This is a genomic window from Streptomyces sp. JJ66 (assembly GCF_019303495.1).
Classification (GTDB): Bacteria; Actinomycetota; Actinomycetes; order Streptomycetales; family Streptomycetaceae; genus Streptomyces.
The window spans coordinates 45179-63032 of the sequence record NZ_JAEVFI010000017.1 but is presented as its reverse complement, the minus strand read 5'-3'; the positions used below and the strand labels follow the sequence as shown (position 1 = coordinate 63032).

Genomic DNA, 17854 nt, shown 5'->3' with positions numbered 1-17854 from the left:
TCCCCTCGGGGGCGCGGACGAGGGCAGGTGAGGGGACAAACCGCCCGGGAACGGCTTCGGGCGCGAGCCGGGCCCGGCTCGGGCACCGGTCAGCGGGCGGCGCCCTCAGGCGCGGTAGTGACGATGGTGCGCACCGCGTGCCCGACCTGCGCGTCGGTCAGGTCGGCGCGGGCGGTCAGCCGGAGCCGGGAGATGCCGTCGGGCACGGACGGCGGACGGAAGCAGCCCACCGCCAGTCCGGCCGTGCGGCACTGGGCCGCCCAGCGCAGCGCGGCCTGCGGCGCGGGCGCGTGCACGGAGACCACGGCGGCGTCCGGACGGGCGGCGGTCAGGCCCGCGGCGGTCAGGCCGGTGTGCAGGGCCCGGGCGGCCTCGCGGACCCGGCGGGCGCGGTGGGGTTCGGCTCGCAGCAGACGCAGGGCCGCGAGGGCGGCTCCGGCGGCGGCGGGCGCCAGACCGGTGTCGAAGATGAAGGTGCGCGCGGTGTTCAGCAGGTGCTCGATCACCGGGGCGGGACCGAGTACCGCACCGCCCTGGCTGCCGAGGGACTTGGAGAGGGTGACGGTGGCGACCGTGCCCGGAGCCCCGGCGAGTCCGGCGGCGTACGGGGTGCCGCGTCCGCCCTCGCCCAGGACGCCGAGGCCGTGCGCGTCGTCCACCAGCAGTGCGGCGCCCGCGGCGCGGCAGACCGGTGCGAGGGCGGCGAGCGGCGCGGCGTCGCCGTCAACGGAGAAGACGGCGTCGGTGACGGCCAGCGCCGGGCCGGTGTGGCCGTCCAGGGCCTTGGCGACGGCGGCCGGGTCCGCGTGCGGGGCGACCACGGTGCGCGCGCGGGCGAGCCGGCAGCCATCGATGAGCGAGGCGTGGTTGTCGGCGTCGGAGACGACCAGTCCGCCGGCGGGAGCGAGCGCGGTGACGGCGGCGAGGTTGGCGGCGTAGCCGGAGGACAGCACCAGGGCCGCCTCGAAGCCGCAGAACGCGGCGAGTTCGGCTTCCAGTTCGGCGTGCAGGGCAGTCGATCCGGTGACCAGGCGCGAGCCGGTGGCGCCCGCGCCCCAGCGGTGCGCGGCCCCGGCGGCGGCGGCGGTGACCGCCGGGTTCCGGGCCAGGCCGAGGTAGTCGTTGCCCGCGAGGTCCAGCAGCGGATCGTCGGCGGCGCGGGGGCGCAGGGTGCGCACGAGTTTGGCCCGTCGCCGCTGTTCGCGGGCCGCGTCGAGCCAGCCGAAGGGGTCCTCGGGCATGGGCGGAACTCCTTCGCTGGCGTCGGCGTGGCGGGTCCCGTCGAACCTAACGGCACAGCCGGGAACTCACCGTGTGGTAATCCACACACTCCGATCCGGCCCCGTTGTGTGCTGTCTCCTTGGCCCGGGCGTCGTCGGTGAGCGAGGATGCGCGCCATGGACCTGCTGAACACGCTGGTAGACAAGGGACTGCGGCGCGAGCTGCCCACGCGCGAGGAAGCGCTCGCCGTCCTGGGGACGTCCGACGACGACCTGCTCGATGTGGTGGCAGCGGCGGGCAGGGTACGCCGCCACTGGTTCGGGAAGCGGGTGAAACTCAACTACCTGGTGAACCTCAAGTCGGGTCTGTGCCCGGAGGACTGCACCTACTGCTCGCAGCGGCTGGGCTCGAAGGCCGAGATCCTCAAGTACACCTGGCTGAAGCCGGAGCAGGCCGCGCAGGCGGCGCGGGCCGGGCTCGCGGGCGGCGCCAAGCGGGTCTGCCTGGTGGCCAGCGGACGCGGCCCCACCGACCGGGACGTGGAACGCGTGTCGCAGACGATCGCGGCCATCAAGGAGGACAGCGAGGGCGTGGAGGTCTGCGCCTGTCTCGGCCTGCTCTCCGGCGGGCAGGCCGAGCGGCTGCGCGCGGCGGGCGCGGACGCCTACAACCACAACCTCAACACCTCCGAGGCGACGTACAAGGACATCTGCTCCACGCACACCTTCGACGACCGCGTCTCCACCGTGCAGCAGGCGCAGGCCGCTGGGATGTCGGCTTGCTCGGGCCTCATCGCGGGTATGGGCGAGTCCGACGCGGACCTGGTGGACGTCGTGTTCGCGCTGCGCGAGCTGGACCCGGACTCGGTGCCGGTCAACTTCCTGATCCCCATGGAGGGGACGCCGCTGGAGGGTGAGTGGCACCTCAGCCCGCAGCGCGCGCTACGCGTCCTGGCGATGGTGCGGTTCGTCTGCCCCGACGTGGAGGTGCGCATCGCCGGTGGTCGCGAGGTGCACCTGCGGTCGCTCCAGCCGCTCGCCCTGCACCTGGCCAACTCCATCTTCCTGGGTGACTATCTGACCAGCGAGGGGCAGGCCGGTCAGGCTGACCTGGACATGATCGCGGACGCCGGTTTCGAGGTCGAGGGCGCGGGCACGACCACGCTTCCCGGGCACCGCGCGGACGCGCTTGCCGCAGCTGGTGGCTGCGGTTCGGGCGGCGGCTGCGCACCGTGCGGGGACGGCGGCGGCGCGGCGGAGCCCACAGCGGCGGACCCCACGGGCGCTGACCCCACGAGGGCTGAGTCCGCCCCCGCCGGTGCGGAGGCGGTCGGCACGGCGGCAGGCATGGCAGACGCGCCCGGGCAGGTACGTACGGACCTGGTCGCCGTACGGCGCCGGGGTGCCGGCACCGAGCTGCCGCCCAATGCCTGACCGCGCGGCGCCCGGCACCGCGATGCCCCGCTTTGCACTGTCCAACACCGCGATGCCCGGCTGCACGACGCCTGGCATGGCCGACCCCATGGTCCCCGGCCTGTCCGCCCCAGCCCGGTCCGCTCCTCGCGGGTCAGTGACGCAGGAGCTGCTGGCGCTGGACCGGCAGCACGTGTGGCACCCCTACGGCCCGATGCCCGGCCGCCAGGAGCCGCTGGTGGTGGAGTCGGCCGCCGGGGTACGACTGCGCCTGGCCGAGCCGGTGGAGGGCCACGGCGAGCTGGTGGACGGCATGTCCTCGTGGTGGTCGGCCGTGCACGGCTACAACCACCCCGTGCTCAACGAGGCCGCGCACCGGCAGCTGGAACGCATGAGCCACGTGATGTTCGGCGGCCTGACCCATGAACCGGCCGTCCGCCTGGCCAAGCGGCTGGTGGACCTCACCCCCGGGGACCTGGAGCACGTGTTCCTGGCGGACTCGGGATCGGTGTCGGTCGAAGTCGCGCTCAAGATGTGCCTGCAGTACTGGCGTTCGCTGGGCCGGCCCGCCAAGCGGCGCCTGCTGACCTGGCGCGGCGGGTATCACGGGGACACCTGGCAGCCGATGTCGGTGTGCGACCCGGAGGGTGGCATGCACCAGCTGTGGTCCGGGGTGCTCGCCGAGCAGGTGTTCGTGCCTCCGCCCCCGCCCGGCTTCGACGCCGGGGTGGACGCCGGCTACGCGCGGCTGCTGCGCGAGCGGATCGCCGCGCACGCGGACGAGCTGGCGGCGGTCATCGTCGAGCCAGTGGTACAGGGCGCGGGCGGTATGCGGTTCCACTCCCCCGGCTACCTGCGGGTGCTGCGCGAGGCGTGCGACGAGCACGGCGTCCTGCTGGTGTTCGACGAGATCGCCACCGGGTTCGGCCGCACCGGCGCGCTGTTCGCCGCCGAGCACGCCGGGGTCACCCCCGACGTGCTGTGCCTCGGCAAGGCACTGACGGGGGGTTACCTCACGATGGCCGCGACCCTGTGCACGCCGGAGGTGGCCCGGGGGATCAGCGAGGGCGAGGTGCCGGTGCTGGCGCACGGGCCCACGTTCATGGGCAACCCGCTGGCCGCGGCGGTGGCCGACGCCTCCCTCGGACTGCTCCTCGGTCAGGACTGGGCCGGGGAGGTACGGCGCATCGAGGCCGGGCTGCGCGACGGGCTGGCGGCCGCCGAGGGTGCCCCGGGTGTGCGGGAGGTGCGGGTGCTCGGCGCGATCGGCGTCGTCCAGCTGGACGGTGAGGTGGACCTGGCCGCGGCGACGCGGGCGGCGGTACGGCACGGGGTATGGCTGCGACCGTTCCGCGACATGGTGTACACGATGCCGCCGTACGTCACCGGCGACGAGGACGTGGCACGGATCTGCGCGGCCGTCGTCGCCGCGGCGAAAGCGGGGAGTGGCGCGTGAGCGTGTGGTGTGTGAGCGGCACCGGCACCGAGGTCGGCAAGACGGTGACGGTGGCGGCGCTGGCCGCCTGCGCGGTTGCCGAGGGACAGCGGGTGGCGGTGGTGAAGGCGGCACAGACGGGGGTGACCGCCGGGGAGCCCGGCGACGTCGCCGAGGTGCTGCGGCTGACGGGTGACGCGGTCACGGGCCTGGAACTGGCGCGCTATCCGGAGCCGCTGGCGCCGGAGACGGCCGCGCGGCGGGCCGGGCTGCCGTACCCGCGTCCGGCCGACGTGGCGCAGGCGGCGACGAGGCTGGCCGCCGAGCACGACCTGGTGCTGGTCGAGGGCGCGGGCGGCCTGCTCGTCCGTTTCGACGACGCGGGTGCGACGCTCGCCGATGTCGCCCGTCTGCTGGACGCGCCGGTGGTCGTCGTCGCCGCAGCGGGCCTCGGGACGCTCAACACGACCGCGCTGACGGCCGAGGCGCTGGCCGCGCGCGGCCTTGACTGTCCGGGGGTGGTGATTGGCAGCTGGCCCGAGCAGGCGGACCTGGCGGCGCGCTGCAACCTGGTTGACCTGCCGGTCGCGGCCGGTGCGCCGCTGGCCGGAGTACTGCCCCAGGGCGCGGGGGCGCTGGACGCTGCGGCCTTCCGGGCGGCTGCCCCGGGATGGCTCGGACCGGAGCTGGGCGGACGGGGCTTCGCACTGCCTGCCGAGGTCTGACCGTGGCCCCGCCGGGGCTGACGGCGAACTCTGGCGGCCACCAGCGGGGGCGAGCGGTCTTCGGAGCCGTGGGCTGTGCCGCCCAGCGGGTTTAGTCGCGCAGTGTGCCAGCGATGGCGTGGAGCCCGGCCGTGCCGCTCTTGACCAGAGGGGCGAGGTCGCGGCGCCAGCGGATGCCGTGCGGGAGTGATCGCGTACGCTGGGGAAACTGGCGATAACGTGACGAAAGGGGCAGGCGTCCCGGCATGGACAGACCTGTGCGCACGGGGTGCCGACCGCGCGAGAGGGCGCGGCGGCCGCGGCGGGGCGCGGTGGGCGGATGAGTGAGGTCCTGCTGCTCGGCCTGGCTCTGCTGCTCACCCTCGGCTGCGGGGTGTTCGTCGCCGCGGAGTTCTCGCTCACCACGGTGGAACGCGGCCTGCTGGAACGGGCCGCGGCGGAGGGGGAGCCAGGGGCGGCCGGGGCGCTCGCGGCGGTGCGGACGCTGACGTTCCAGCTCTCTGGAGCACAGCTGGGCATCACCCTGACCAGCCTGCTGATCGGCATGCTCGCCGAACCGTCCGTCGCCAGTTTGCTGACCGGCCCCGCCCGGGACCTGGGACTGTCCCCCGCCGTCGCCTCCTCGGCGGCGCTGGTGCTGGGTACAGCGCTGTCCACCGTGGTGCTGATGGTGGTGGGCGAACTGGTGCCGAAGAACTGGGCCATCGCCCGGCCGCTGCCCGTCGCCCGGGGCGTCGGTACCCCGCAACGGCTGTTCTCCACCGCCTTCCGCCCGCTGATCCGGCACCTGAACAACACCGCGAACCGCACGCTGCGCCGGCTGGGGCTGCGGCCCACGGAGGAGCTGGCCTCGGCCCGCTCCCCGCAGGAACTGGTCGCGCTGGCCCGTCACTCGGCCCGGGAAGGCGTGCTGGAGGCGGACACGGCGGAGCTGTTCGTGCGCACCCTGCGGCTGGCGGACCTGACCGCCCAGCATGTGATGACACCCCGGGTGCGGGTGTACGCCCTGGACGCGCGGGCGACGGCCCAGGACGTGGCCAACGCCAGCCGCGCCACCGGCCACTCCCGGTTCCCCGTCTTCCGCGACACCCTCGATACGGTGGTGGGGTTCGTGCACGTCAAAGACGTTCTCGCGGTGCCCGCCGGGGAGCGGTCGCGCCGGACGCTTGAGTCACTGCGGCGCGAACCGCTGCTGGTGCCTCAGTCCCTGGCGGCTGACCGTCTGCTGGACGAGCTCTCCGAGCGGCGCAGCCTGGCCGTGGTGGTCGACGAGTACGGCGGCACGGCCGGGGTGGTGACGCTGGAGGACATCATCGAGGAGGTCGTCGGGGAGGTCCGCGACGAGCACGACCCGACCCAGCCGCCCGGCCTGGTGCGCCGCGGCACGGACGCGGACGGACACGTCCACTACGACGCCGACGGCGCGGCCCGCGCGGACCAGCTCACCGAGATCGGCCTCTATCTGCCCGAAGGCCCCTACGAGACGCTGGCCGGGCTGGTGGCCACCGAGCTGGGGCGTCTCCCGGAGCCGGGCGATGAGGTGGCGGTTTCCGGCTGGCGGATCGCGGTGACCGGCGTCGAAGGGCGGCGCGCCGCCCGGCTGTCGCTGCGGGGCCCGGCCCAGGCGCCCGGGATCGATCAGCCGGAGGACGGCGGATGACCGCGCTGCAGCTGCTCACCGGCGCGGCGATGATCTTGCTCAACGCCTTCTTCGTCGGCGCCGAGTTCTCTTTGATCTCGGTGCGGCGCAGCCAGATCGAGCCGCGGGCCGAGGCGGGCGACCGCCGGGCGCGCCGCGTGCTGTGGGCGCTGGAGCACGTCGCGCAGCTGATGACCACCGCCCAGCTCGGCATCACGCTCACCACACTGGTCCTGGGCATCGTCGCCGAACCGGCGATGGCGCACCTGCTGGAACCCCTCTTCCACGCCGTGGGTCTCTCCGGGGCGCTGACGCACACGGTCTCGTTCGTCATCGCCCTGGCGCTGGCCACCTACGTGCACATGCTGTTCGGCGAGATGGTGCCGAAGAACATCGCGCTGGCGGAGCCGGAGCGCACCGCGCTGGCGCTGGGCCCGCCGCTGGCCGCGCTGACACGGGCGCTGCGCCCGGTGGTCTTCGGCATCAACACGCTCGCAAGCGGCCTGTTGCGGCTGCTGCGGGTGGAGCCGCGCAGTGAGGTGGAGTCGGCGTTCTCCGACGAGGAGCTGGCGCGCCTGGTGGCCGACTCCAGCGCGGCCGGGCTGCTGGACGAGCGGGCCACCGCCCGGCTGCGCGACGCGCTGGTGCTGGGCCGCCGTCCGGTGGCGGAGGTGGTGCGCCCGGGGCGGCGGGTGGTGACGGCCCCGCTGGGTGTGACGGCTGAGGAGCTGGAGGAGCTGTGTGCCCGGACCGGGTACTCACGCTTCCCGGTGGTGCGCTCCGGTGGCGGGGCCGCCGGGTATCTGCACGTCAAGGACGCGCTGGACGCCCCGGTGCGGGACGCCCCGTTCCCCCCGTCGGCGCTGCGTCCGATCGCGCGGGTACGGGCGCGGACACCGCTGGACGATGTGCTGGGTGCGATGCGCGCGAGCGGTACCCACCTGGCGGCGGTCGTGGGCGGGGATGGCCGCGCGGTGGGGCTGGTGACGATGGAGGACGTGCTGCGGGAGCTGGTGGGCGGCGACCCGGCGGACGGCACGGGTGCACGCTGACGGGGGGCTTCCACACCGGTGGGATACCGGCCAGTCGGTGATCGTCACGGATCGGTAGCATGGCCCGGCCATGCAGAACCCAGCGCAGATCAGCAGCTTCGTCGCCCTCGGGGACTCCTTCACCGAAGGCATGTCGGACCCGGGTCCGGACGGCGTCTACCGCGGGTGGGCCGACCGGCTCGCGCGGCGGCTGGCCGCCGGGGCGCGGGACTTCCGCTACGCCAACCTGGCCGTGCGCGGCAAACTGATCCAGCAGATCGCCGATGAGCAGGTGCCGCGCGCCGTCGCGATGCGGCCCGACCTGGTGACCCTCGTGGGCGGGCTCAACGACGTCCTGCGCCCGTCGTGCGACATGGGACGGGTGTGCGGGCTGCTGGAACAGTCGGTGGAGCGGCTGGCCCCGGCCTGCGGGCACCTGGTGCTGATGCGCAGCCCCGGCCGCCGCGGACCGGTGCTGGAGCGGTACCGAACCCGCATGGAGCAGTTGTTCGGCTTCATCGAGGTGCTGGCCGAACGGCACGGCGCGCTGGTGGTCGATCTGTACGCGTCCGCCTCGCTGGGCGACCCGCGGCTGTGGGCCGAGGACCGGCTGCACCTGACCGGCGAGGGGCACCGGCGGGTGGCCGAGGCCGTCTGGCAGCGGCTGGGGCGCGCGGCTGAGTGCGACTGGGACGAGCCGCTGCCCGTCTTCGTGCCGCCCGCCTGGCACCTGCGGCGGCGTGCGGACCTCCAGTTCGCCCGCCAGCACCTCGCGCCGTGGATCGCGCGCCGTCTGACCGGGCGCTCCTCGGGCGACGGCCGACTGCCCAAACGCCCGGACCTGACGCCGCTGGCCTGCGAGGACACCCCGTAGAATCCGGGAGCGTGACTGACAAGCCGCGCATCCCGAACGTCCTGGCCAGCCGCTACGCCTCCACACAGCTGGCCGAGCTGTGGTCCCCCGAATACAAGGTGACGCTGGAGCGCCGGCTGTGGCTGGCGGTGCTGCGGGCGCAAAAGGACCTCGGCATCGACGTGCCGGAGCAGGCCCTGGCCGACTACGAGCGGGTACTCGGGGACGTGGACCTGGCGTCGATCGCGCGGCGTGAGCAGGTCACCCGGCACGATGTGAAGGCGCGGATCGAGGAGTTCAACGCGCTGGCCGGGCACGAGCACGTGCACAAGGGCATGACCTCGCGCGACCTGACCGAGAATGTCGAGCAGCTGCAGATCCGGCTTTCCCTGGAGCTGGTGCGCGACCGCGCCGTCGCGCTGCTGGCCCGGCTGGGCAGGCTGGCCGGGGAGCACGCGGCGCTGGTGATGGCCGGGCGCTCGCACAACGTGGCCGCGCAGGCGACGACGCTGGGCAAGCGGTTCGCCACCGCGGCCGACGAGCTGCTGGTGGCCTACGGGCGCCTGGAGGAGCTGCTGGAACGCTATCCGCTGCGCGGCATCAAGGGCCCGGTGGGCACCGCTCAGGACATGCTGGACCTGCTGGGCGGGGACGCGGACAAGCTGGCGCAGCTGGAGGACCGCATCGCCGCCCACCTGGGTTTCTCGCACCGCTTCACCTCCGTCGGCCAGGTCTACCCGCGCTCGCTGGACTACGACGTGCTCAGCGCGCTGGTACAGCTGGCGGCCGCGCCGTCGTCGCTGGCCAAGACGATCCGGCTGATGGCGGGGCAGGAGCTGGTGACCGAGGGCTTCAAGGAGGGGCAGGTCGGCTCCTCGGCAATGCCGCACAAGATGAACACTCGCTCGTGTGAACGGGTGAACGGGCTCGCGGTCGTGCTGCGGGGCTACGTTTCGATGGCTGGTGAGCTGGCGGGTGACCAGTGGAACGAGGGCGACGTGTCCTGCTCGGTCGTACGCCGCGTGGCGCTGCCGGACGCGTTCTTCGCCTTCGACGGGCTGCTGGAGACGTTCTTGACGGTCCTGGACGAGTTCGGCGCGTTCCCGGCCGTGGTGGCCCGGGAGCTGGACCGCTACCTGCCGTTCCTGGCGACCACCAAGGTGCTGATGGCCGCGGTGCGCTCCGGTGTGGGCCGGGAGGTGGCGCACGAGGCCATCAAGGAGCACGCGGTGGCCTCCGCGCTGGCGCTGCGTGCGGGGGCGGAGCGCAACGAGCTGCTGGACCGCCTGGCCGCGGACGAGCGCGTCCCGCTGGACCGGGCGCGTCTGGAGGAGCTGATGGCGGACCGGCTGTCCTTCACCGGCGCGGCCGGGGACCAGGTCTCCGCGGTGCTCACCCGCGTCGAGGAGATCACCGGGCTCCACCCGAAGGCCGCCGCGTACACGCCCGGGGACATCCTGTAGGGCCGCGGTGGCCGGCCGACGTCCCGGACGGTTCGGGCGGCGCCGGGTGGCTTCGGCGGTGCCCCGGCCGTACCCGTGGCAAGGACACGGAATCCGGCGGGTTTCAGGAGGAGGGCAGCGGCCAGAATGCTGTCATGTCCACACGACGAAATTACCTCGGGGCCGCGAGAGCCATCGCGCTCATCGCCGACATCTGCGCCTTCATCCTGGGCCTGTGGATTCTTCTGTACCTGCTCGACGCCAACCCAGCCAACGGCCTGGTGCAATTTGTGCAGGACGCCGCCCGCTTCCTGGCCGCCTGGTCGCACGACCTGTTCACCTTCGACGCCGAGTGGGCCCGCGTGGTCTGCGGCTACGGGCTCGCCGCCCTAGTCTACCTCTTCCTCGGCCACCTCGTCGCCGGACGGCTGGTACGCCGTCCGTGACACCGCCAGGCACGTGACCCGGCGGTGACGACACCCCACCTGCTCGCCGTGCACGGACGGCACCGGTTACGATCCGGGCCACGTGCACGGCGCAGGGAGGAAAGGCAGTGGGGAGGCTCACCGGCGGGGACCCGTCGTTGCTGCGCAGGATCAACTCCGCCGTCGTTCTGCGGGCGCTGCGCGGGGCGGAGAATTTTCCCACCCTCACCGACCTCGTCGGGCAGACCGGCCTGTCCCGCCCCACCGTCGAAGGGGTAGTGGACGGGCTGGTGGAGACCGGCCTCGTCGCCGAAGCCCCCGCCAGTCCCGCCGCCCGCCGCCAGGGCCGTCCGGCGCGCCGCTTCCGGTTCCGTGCCGAAGCGGGACACGCGCTGGGCATCGAGATCGGCCCGCACCGGGTGACCGCCGTCCTGAGCGACCTCACCGGGCACGTGGTGGGCTCCCAGGAACGCCTGGTGACGCAGGAGGCCGGGCCGCCCGAGCGGCTGGCCCGGGTGCGGGCCGGGGTCTCCGACCTGCTGCGCCGCACCGGCGTCCCCCGCGCCACGCTGCGCTCCGTCGGCGTCGGCACCCCGGGCGTGGTACGCGCCGACGGCACGCTCACCTTGTGCACGGCACTGCCCGGCTGGACCGGGCTGCCGCTGGGGGAGCGGCTGGGCCGGTCCTTCCGCTGCCCCGTCCTGGTGGAAAACGACGCCAACGCGGCGGTGCTGGGCGAGCGCTGGAAGGGTGTGGCGCACGGCTGCGACGACGTGGTGATGGTGCTCGCCGGGCTGAGCCCCGGGGCAGGTTCGCTGATCGGCGGACGGCTGCACCGCGGTTTCGGCGGCGCCGCCGGGGAGATCGGTGCCCTGCACCTGCTGGGGCGCGAGGCGTTCCCCGAACGGCTGCTGTCCACCACCGAGGACCCGCTGCACCCGCTGGACGAGGCAGCCGTCGCCCAGGTGTTCCGGCTGGCGAGGACCGGTGACACGCGGGCGAGCGAAGCCGTGGACCGGTATGTGCGGCGGCTAGTGCACCAGGTGGCCGCGCTCGTCCTCGCCCTCGATCCGGAACTGGTGGTCGTCGGCGGCTGGACGGCCGGGCTCTACGGCGTCCTGGACCCATTGCGCCGGGAACTGGAGCGGTACTGCCTGCGACCCCCCAGGATCGAGCTGTCCGGGCTGGGCGAGAAGGCGGTGGCCACCGGCGCGCTGCGTCTGGCGCTCGACCACGTCGAGGAGCGGCTGTTCTCGGTGGCGGAAACGCCGTAGACCCGGTGCCACGGGCCGGGCCTGATGACGGCACCGGACGGCACCAAGTGAGCGCCGTTCAGCGGTGAGCGCGTGCGGACTCAGCTCGCGAGCAGGTCCACCGGGCCCCGGTCGCCGAAGGTCAGGCGACAGGTGTCCGCCCGGTAGGTGGCGACGGCGACGGCCACGGTGCGGGCGTCCGACAGGTACCGCGTGGTGACGACGAGGACGGGGGCACCGGGCAGCCGGTCCAGGCGGCGGGCGTCGTCCGCGGGCACCGAGCCCAGCTCCACCGAGCGCTCCTGCGCCTGCGGTTTCCCCCGGTGCAGGGCGCGCAGGACGGCGTGCCCGCGGGCGGCTCCGGTGGCGGGGACCTCACCGGTCACCGAACCGGGCACGTAGAGCACCTCGGTGGCCACCGGCTGGCCGCTTTCGGTCCGCACCCGCCGCAACACGTGGACGGACGCGCTCTCCTGAGCCTCCAGCAGCCGGCTGACCGCTGCGGGTGCGGTCTGCCACGCGCAGTCCTCGACGTGCCAGGCGTCACCGGCCAGACCCGGCCAGCCGTCCGGGCCCGGTGTCACCTCCACGCCCATGCGCGGCGGGGCTACCGTGGTGCCCACACCACGGCGGCGCTGCAACCGGCCTTCCAGCTCCAGCTGTTCGAGTGCCTGACGCAGCGTGGCCCGGGCCACGCCGTAGCGAGCCGCGAGATCGCGCTCGTTCGGCAGGACCTGGCCTACCGCGAACTCCGATTCCAGCGCCTCGGACAGCACTGTCTTCACGTGCCAGTACTTCGGCTCCGGCACCGGCTCCGCCCGTGTGGTCCCCACCCTGTCCTCCGCAATCGCCTCGCGCTGGCTGTAATACTGCGATCTTTTTTAAATCTTGTTGCGTATGGCTTGTGACCCTAGAACCGCATGACCCTCTGGTCAAGACCAATCGACCGGGCCTGCCTGGGGTTGAATGGGATAGCGTCGGCGACCACAGGGCCGGACGGCACGGGACGGACGGAAGAGGGGGCTGTGGAGCGGCAGATCACTGTGGTGACGGGAGGAAGCCGGGGCATCGGAGCGGCGGTGGCCGTGCGGCTGGCCGCCTCGGGGCACGACGTGGCTGTGGGGTTCCGACAGGACGCCGAGGCGGTCGAACGGTCGGCAGCCGCCGTGCGTGCGGCCGACGGCCGGACATGGGCCGCAACCGGTGCGGCGTGGTGTGGGGGCAGCGGATCGCACCCCGCGGTGTCCGGGCCTTCCCCCGGGGCGAACTTGCTGACAAAGTGTCCAGCAAGTAGCCGGCCCGGCGGCCCGTGAAGGGCGCGCGCACGACGAGGAGTTCCCATGGCGAAGACGCTGTCCGTTCTGACGGTGCCCGCCGGGGCGTCGGACGTCCACCTGTGCTACCGCCGCCGGGGAACGGGTGAACCGCTTCTGCTGCTGCACGGCATCGGCCATCACCTGCAGGCGTGGGAACCGGTCTCCGACGCGCTAGCAGCCTCCTACGACGTCATCGAGCTCGATCTGCCCGGCTTCGGGCAGTCCACGCCGCTGCCGCCGGACCACGCCCACGATGTGCCCTCCGTGGTGGAGGTGCTGGCGCGGGCCTGCACGGCACTGGGTACGGTCCGCCCGCACGTCGCGGGGAACTCGCTGGGCGGAATGCTGGCACTCGGGATGGGCCGGGCCGGGCACGCCCGCTCGGTGACGGCACTGTCCCCGGGCGGGTTCTGGAACGAGCCCGAGCGGAGGTACGCCTTCACGGTGCTGCGCGGCATGCGGCTGGGCGCCCGGGGGCTGCCCGAGGCACTGGTCACCCGCCTGGCACGGACGGCTGCGGGACGCTTCGCGCTCACCGGCACGATCTACGCCAAGCCCTCCCTGCGAGCCCCGTCAGCGGTGGAAGCGGAGCTGCGGGCGCTGCGCGCCGCTCCGGGCTTCGCACGCACCCTGGCAGCGGGCCGGGCCGCGGCGTTCCGGGACGATGTGACCAGCGTGCCGGTAACCATCGCCTGGGGCGACCGGGACCGCCTGCTGCTGCCCCGGCAGGGCCTGCGCGCCAAGCGGACGATTCCCGGCGCCCGGCTGGTACGGCTGCGCGGCTGTGGCCACGTGCCGATGAACGACGATCCGGCCCAGGTGGTCCGTGTTATCTCGGAGACCGCGCGCTGACCGGTTTTCGCTGCCCGGCCGGTGCCGGGAGCGACCGTGGGCCCCACCGGTCGGCGGGGGCCCACGGTCACGGAGACGGGCGGTCAGGCCGCCCGGTCAGGCGTCCGGCCCCCCGTACCTCCGGCGATCACCAGCCGTGGTGGCCGTAGTCGTCGTGCTTGTGGTGCTTGCCGTGCTTGTGGTGCTTGTCGTGCTTTTCAAAGTCGCCGTTGATGCAGACATTGCCCGCGGCCGGGTTCAGCAGCCCGATGACGTTCACCGTGTTGCCGCAGATGTTGATCGGCACGTTGATCGGCACCTGGACGACGTTGCCGGAGAGCACGCCCGGCGAGCCGACCGCGGCACCGTCGGCGTCGGCGTCGGCCGTCGCGCTGGTGGCACCGGCGAAAACGAGGCCGGAGGTTGCCGCGAGCATCACCGCGGACTTCGCCATGCGACGCATGGTGGTTCTCCTTCAGATTGGTGGGGCGGCTGCGGATGAGCCACTTGGTTCACAGCCGAGGATCGTGGGTGCTTCGCCGTCCACCCGGTTACGGCCTGGTTTATGGGGCGATATTCACCCGAAAGCAGCAACGAGCGGTCAGGTGCGGCACTCCGGCCGTCACCCGGGTGGGCCGGGTGGCGGGGTGACGCCCCCGGACGAGGTACCCCATCGCGGGGCGGACGGGTGATCAGGCACCGTGTCGGCCACCGAGCGACGCGCCCGTGACCTGGACGTTCGCACCGCCGTCCGCCCGGGTGGGCGTATCCGCCGATACGCGCGCCGGGCTGCGGCGGCAGCCGGGGTGGTGTGGGACAGGGCGGCGGGTGATGTGCGCCGGGAGCGACACGCGACGGGATCAAGCCGCACGCGGTGCCGGGCCTCCGGCCGAGATGCCCCGCGCCCGGTTCCCCGGCCGGGGCGCACGCATTACGATTCGGCAACGGGCTGCGGGCAGTGGGGCGTTGACCACGCCTCCCACCGCGTCGGCCCACGACCGGAGGGCGCGCGCTTCCTCACCACCGACTGGAATCCCGCGAGGACCGGGCTCGTTGACGCGGCCGCCGCTGGGCCGATCGCCCCGCGGGACGCGCAACCCTCCGCACTGACCGCGCTGGATGGCTGAAATGGCAGAAATGACTTCTAAATCATCTGATCGTCACTTAACTCACCGGTCACGAACCGTTCGTGGCGCCGCAACACCGGTGGCTCAGGGTGGGGGGATGACCGCATTCCCGAACCGCCCGCCCGTCTCGCCCGCCACGGCGCTGCGCCGCTGCCGCCTGTGGTGGGCCCGGCGGCGAAGGCGGGGCACACCGCCCGGGGACACCGGGCTCGATACCGGCACCGGCACAGCGCGGGAGGCCGCCGCACGGCGTGTGGACGGACCGGCCACGGCGCTGTGGCGGTTGCGGACGACCGTTGCCGAGCGGCCGGGCGCGCTGGCCGCCCTGTGCACCTCGATGGCACGCCAGCGGATCGACATCCTCGCCCTGCAGACGCATCCGCTCGGCGCGGCGACGGTGGACGAGTTCCTGCTGCGTGCCCCCGACGGGATCCAGGCCCAGCAGCTCACCGCGCTAGCCGTATCAGGCGGGGGACGCGAGACCTGGGTGGAACGCGCGGACGCCCACGACCTGGTCGATGCCCCCACCCGAACCCTGGCGCTCGCCACCCGCACCGCCCTGGACAGCGCGGAACTGCCGCTGGCGCTGCGGGAGCTGCTGGGGCGGTGCACCATCCGTTCCCGGCCCGCTGTCTCGCTGCACGGCACGCCGTCACAGCAGCAGGTACCACCCGGCGGGGTGCTGGAGGACACCGTGCTGCGGCTGCCCGACCCGGCCGGGGGAACGATCGTGGTGGAACGGCCGCAGCTGCCCTTCACTCCGACGGAGTTCGCCCGCGCCCGGGCGCTCGTGGCGCTGGACGCAGGGCTCGGCCAGCGGGTGCCCCGCCGCCGGGACGTGCTCACCCTGCCCGAGGGCAACGCCATCACCATCCGCCGGGCCGAGCCGGGTGACCTGGACGCCGCCCTGGCCATGCACGCCCGGTGCTCGGCGGGGACCCTCGCCTCGCGCTACCACGGCCCCGTGCAGGACGCCGACCGCTACCTCGCCCACCTGCTGTCCCCGCGCTACGGCCGGACGCTGGCCGTGCACACCGCGTCCGGCCGCCTGGTGGCGCTCGGTCACCTGCTGTGGGACGGCGACGAGACCGAGGTGGCGCTGCTGGTGGAGGACGCCTGGCAGCGGCGCGGCATCGGCGCGGAGCTGCTGCGACGGCTGGTGGATCTGGCGGTCGAGGCGCGGTGCGAGAGCGTCTACGCCGTCACCCGGGCCGCGAACACCGGCATGGTGGCCACCATGCGCGGCCTCGGCCTGCCGCTGGACTACCAGATCGAGGAGGGCACGATGGTGCTCAGTGCGCCGCTGGTTCCGGTGCCGTCAGCGTCCTCGCCGTTTCCGGCGTCGCCGGCCGGGAGCGAACACCGCTGAGGGCGGCGTCCAGGTCCTGCCACAGGTCCTCGACGTCCTCCAGGCCGACGGACATGCGCAGCAGCCTCTCGCTGATGCCTCCGGCGGCGCGGTCTTCCTCCCCCACGATCCGGTGGCTGATCGAGCCGGGGTGCTGGATGAGGGTGTCCACGCTGCCGAGGCTGACCGCCGGGGTGATCAGCTGGACTGAGGCGATCACCTCATGCGGGTCACCCGTGACCTCGAAGGCCACCATCGCCCCGCCCAGGCCCGGGTAGTGCACGCGCTCGACGCGGGGGTCGGCGGCCAGGCGGCGCGCCAGTTCCGCCGCGGTCGCCGACTGCGCGCGCACCCGCACCGGCAGCGTGGCCAGTCCGCGCAGCAGCAGGTATCCGGCCAGCGGGTGCAGGACGCCGCCGGTGGCGAACCGGACGCGCCGCAGGTCGCGGGCGAACTGCTCGTCACAGGCGACGACGCCGCCGAGCACGTCGCCGTGGCCGCCCAGGTACTTCGTCGCGCTGTGCAGTACCAGCCGGGCACCGTGCTCGGCCGGGCGCTGCAAAACGGGGGTGGCGAAGGTGTTATCGACCAGCAGCGGCACCTCGCCGCAGGCGTCGGCGACCGCCCGCAGGTCCACCTCGCGCAGCGTGGGGTTGGCCGGGGTCTCCACGGCGACCAGCGCGGTGTCCGGGCGGATGGCCGCGGCGACGCCGCCGGGGTCTGTCCAGGTGACCTCGGTGCCCAGCAGGCCGCTGTTCAGCAGGTGGTCGCTGCAGCCGTACAGCGGCCGGATCGCCACCACGTGCCGCATTCCGGCCGCCGACCGGGCCAGGACCACGGCGGTGAGCGCGGCCATGCCGCTGGCGAAGGCGACGGCCGCCCCGGTGCCCTCCAGCCGGGCCAGCGCCCGCTCGAAGCGGGCGACGGTCGGGTTGCCCAGGCGGCCGTAGACGGGCGGGCCCTCCAGTTCGGCGCCGGTGGCCGCGAACTCGTCCAGGCGCATTCCCTCACCCCGGCTGTCTGGGCTCGGGTAGGTGGTGGACAGATCCAGCGGAGGAGCGTGCAGACCGAGCGGTGCGAGGTCCTCGCGTCCGGCGTGCACGGCACGGGTGGCCAGTGCCCCGGAGGTGGCGGGGAGGTCGTGGCCGTCGGGGAAACCCGGGGTGTGACATGTCGTGTCCATGAGAGCAGAGTGAACAGTTACCGGGGCGTAGCGGCATGGAGCCGTGCTACGTTCGGCCGATGTCCGATTCCGTCCGTCTCGATCCGGTGGATCTGGAGATTCTGCGGCTCCTGCAGAACGACGCCCGGACCACCTACCGCGACCTCGCCCAGGCGGTGGGGCTCGCCCCGTCCACCTGCCTGGACCGGGTAGCGCGGATGCGCCGCACCGGGCTCATCCTCGGCCACGCGCTGCGGCTGGACCCGGCCAGGCTCGGGCGCTCGCTGGAGGCGCTACTGCTCGTGCAGGTGCGGCCGCACCGCCGGGAGCTGATCGGTCCGTTCGTGGAGCGGGTCAGGGCTCTGCCGGAGTCGCGGGCGCTGTTCCACCTCACCGGCCCCGACGACTACCTGATCCACGTGGCCGTCACCGGCCCTTCCGACCTTCAGCGGCTGGTGCTGGACGAGTTCACCTCGCGGCGGGAGGTGGCCCGGGTGGAAACCCGGCTGATCTTCCAGCAGTGGTCGTGCGGGCCGCTGCTGCCGCCGGAGCCGGACGAACCCTGAGTGCGCCACCGGCCGTTGACCGGTTCAGGGGGACGAACCCGGCATCCGCGTCGCGGTGACGGAACGGC

Annotated in this window: 16 protein-coding genes and 1 pseudogene; 13 read left to right on the top strand and 4 right to left on the bottom strand. The window is 73.6% G+C overall.

Annotation, left to right across the window (positions count from 1 at the left end; translation table 11 throughout):
- Positions 1–89 precede the first annotated feature (89 nt).
- Positions 90–1241, bottom strand: coding sequence for an 8-amino-7-oxononanoate synthase (locus tag JJV70_RS14675; protein WP_219048398.1), 1152 nt, complete (start codon positions 1239–1241; stop codon positions 90–92).
- Positions 1242–1397: 156 nt separating this feature from the next.
- Between JJV70_RS14675 and bioB the strand changes: the two genes are divergently transcribed.
- From bioB to JJV70_RS14630, 9 genes are all read left to right on the top strand, one after another.
- The gene (gene bioB, locus JJV70_RS14670; protein ID WP_219048397.1) at positions 1398–2654 is read left to right on the top strand and encodes a biotin synthase BioB; all 1257 of its coding nucleotides are present in this window, start codon (positions 1398–1400) and stop codon (positions 2652–2654) included.
- Positions 2655–2742: 88 nt separating this feature from the next.
- A complete protein-coding gene (locus JJV70_RS14665) occupies positions 2743–4089 on the top strand; it encodes an adenosylmethionine--8-amino-7-oxononanoate transaminase (RefSeq protein WP_219048418.1) in 1347 nt (448 codons plus the stop codon).
- Positions 4086–4793, top strand: coding sequence for a dethiobiotin synthase (bioD, locus tag JJV70_RS14660; protein ID WP_219048396.1), 708 nt, complete (start codon positions 4086–4088; stop codon positions 4791–4793). Before JJV70_RS14665 ends, bioD begins: the two co-directional genes overlap by 4 nt.
- Positions 4794–5112: 319 nt before the next feature.
- Positions 5113–6453, top strand: coding sequence for a hemolysin family protein (locus JJV70_RS14655; protein ID WP_219048395.1), 1341 nt, complete (start codon positions 5113–5115; stop codon positions 6451–6453).
- Complete coding sequence (locus JJV70_RS14650; RefSeq protein WP_219048394.1) at positions 6450–7484, top strand: hemolysin family protein; 1035 nt, start codon at positions 6450–6452, stop codon at positions 7482–7484. Before JJV70_RS14655 ends, JJV70_RS14650 begins: the two co-directional genes overlap by 4 nt.
- A gap of 70 nt (positions 7485–7554) precedes the next feature.
- Positions 7555–8337: an SGNH/GDSL hydrolase family protein gene (locus JJV70_RS14645; protein ID WP_219048393.1), complete on the top strand. Its 783-nt coding sequence runs from the start codon at positions 7555–7557 to the stop codon at positions 8335–8337.
- Between the two features lie 11 nt (positions 8338–8348).
- The gene (purB, locus tag JJV70_RS14640; RefSeq protein WP_219048392.1) at positions 8349–9779 is read left to right on the top strand and encodes an adenylosuccinate lyase; all 1431 of its coding nucleotides are present in this window, start codon (positions 8349–8351) and stop codon (positions 9777–9779) included.
- Between the two features lie 134 nt (positions 9780–9913).
- Complete coding sequence (locus tag JJV70_RS14635; RefSeq protein ID WP_219048391.1) at positions 9914–10204, top strand: hypothetical protein; 291 nt, start codon at positions 9914–9916, stop codon at positions 10202–10204.
- 107 nt (positions 10205–10311) lie between these two features.
- Complete coding sequence (locus JJV70_RS14630; RefSeq protein ID WP_219048390.1) at positions 10312–11457, top strand: ROK family protein; 1146 nt, start codon at positions 10312–10314, stop codon at positions 11455–11457.
- A gap of 80 nt (positions 11458–11537) precedes the next feature.
- On the opposite strand, the gene JJV70_RS14625 is transcribed toward JJV70_RS14630, so the two are convergent.
- A complete protein-coding gene (locus JJV70_RS14625; RefSeq protein ID WP_219048389.1) occupies positions 11538–12269 on the bottom strand; it encodes a GntR family transcriptional regulator in 732 nt (243 codons plus the stop codon).
- Between the two features lie 192 nt (positions 12270–12461).
- Here JJV70_RS14625 and JJV70_RS22820 point away from each other — a divergent pair.
- Together JJV70_RS22820 and JJV70_RS14615 are read left to right on the top strand one after the other, a co-directional pair.
- A pseudogene (locus JJV70_RS22820) lies at positions 12462–12623 on the top strand (SDR family NAD(P)-dependent oxidoreductase); the annotation flags it as partial.
- Positions 12624–12776: 153 nt separating this feature from the next.
- On the top strand, positions 12777–13604 hold the full coding sequence (locus tag JJV70_RS14615) for an alpha/beta fold hydrolase (RefSeq protein ID WP_219048387.1): 828 nt from the start codon (positions 12777–12779) through the stop codon (positions 13602–13604).
- Positions 13605–13731: 127 nt separating this feature from the next.
- On the opposite strand, the gene JJV70_RS14610 is transcribed toward JJV70_RS14615, so the two are convergent.
- On the bottom strand, positions 13732–14046 hold the full coding sequence (locus JJV70_RS14610; protein ID WP_219048386.1) for a chaplin: 315 nt from the start codon (positions 14044–14046) through the stop codon (positions 13732–13734).
- A gap of 665 nt (positions 14047–14711) precedes the next feature.
- Here JJV70_RS14610 and JJV70_RS14605 point away from each other — a divergent pair.
- Positions 14712–16079, top strand: coding sequence for a GNAT family N-acetyltransferase (locus JJV70_RS14605; RefSeq protein WP_219048385.1), 1368 nt, complete (start codon positions 14712–14714; stop codon positions 16077–16079).
- On the opposite strand, the gene JJV70_RS14600 is transcribed toward JJV70_RS14605, so the two are convergent.
- Positions 16003–17241, bottom strand: a complete 1239-nt coding sequence (locus JJV70_RS14600) for a PLP-dependent aspartate aminotransferase family protein (protein WP_219048384.1) — start codon at positions 17239–17241, stop codon at positions 16003–16005. The genes JJV70_RS14605 and JJV70_RS14600 overlap by 77 nt on opposite strands.
- Positions 17242–17300: 59 nt before the next feature.
- On the opposite strand from JJV70_RS14600, the gene JJV70_RS14595 reads away from it, so the two are divergent.
- Positions 17301–17786 carry an Lrp/AsnC family transcriptional regulator gene (locus tag JJV70_RS14595; protein WP_219048383.1) on the top strand — a complete coding sequence of 162 codons (486 nt, stop codon included), beginning with the start codon at positions 17301–17303 and terminating at the stop codon, positions 17784–17786.
- The last annotated feature ends 68 nt before the right edge of the window (positions 17787–17854 follow it).

Bases quoted from the DNA above. Each gene is read 5' to 3' on its own strand.
- JJV70_RS14675 (WP_219048398.1), bottom strand. From the start codon at position 1,241: ATGCCCGAGGACCCCTTCGGCTGGCTCGACGCGGCCCGCGAACAGCGG.
- bioB (WP_219048397.1), top strand. From the start codon at position 1,398: ATGGACCTGCTGAACACGCTGGTAGACAAGGGACTGCGGCGCGAGCTG.
- JJV70_RS14665 (WP_219048418.1), top strand. From the start codon at position 2,743: ATGGTCCCCGGCCTGTCCGCCCCAGCCCGGTCCGCTCCTCGCGGGTCA.
- JJV70_RS14655 (WP_219048395.1), top strand. From the start codon at position 5,113: ATGAGTGAGGTCCTGCTGCTCGGCCTGGCTCTGCTGCTCACCCTCGGC.
- JJV70_RS14650 (WP_219048394.1), top strand. From the start codon at position 6,450: ATGACCGCGCTGCAGCTGCTCACCGGCGCGGCGATGATCTTGCTCAAC.
- JJV70_RS14645 (WP_219048393.1), top strand. From the start codon at position 7,555: ATGCAGAACCCAGCGCAGATCAGCAGCTTCGTCGCCCTCGGGGACTCC.
- JJV70_RS14635 (WP_219048391.1), top strand. From the start codon at position 9,914: ATGTCCACACGACGAAATTACCTCGGGGCCGCGAGAGCCATCGCGCTC.
- JJV70_RS14615 (WP_219048387.1), top strand. From the start codon at position 12,777: ATGGCGAAGACGCTGTCCGTTCTGACGGTGCCCGCCGGGGCGTCGGAC.
- JJV70_RS14610 (WP_219048386.1), bottom strand. From the start codon at position 14,046: ATGCGTCGCATGGCGAAGTCCGCGGTGATGCTCGCGGCAACCTCCGGC.
- JJV70_RS14605 (WP_219048385.1), top strand. From the start codon at position 14,712: ATGGCAGAAATGACTTCTAAATCATCTGATCGTCACTTAACTCACCGG.
- JJV70_RS14600 (WP_219048384.1), bottom strand. From the start codon at position 17,241: ATGGACACGACATGTCACACCCCGGGTTTCCCCGACGGCCACGACCTC.
- JJV70_RS14595 (WP_219048383.1), top strand. From the start codon at position 17,301: ATGTCCGATTCCGTCCGTCTCGATCCGGTGGATCTGGAGATTCTGCGG.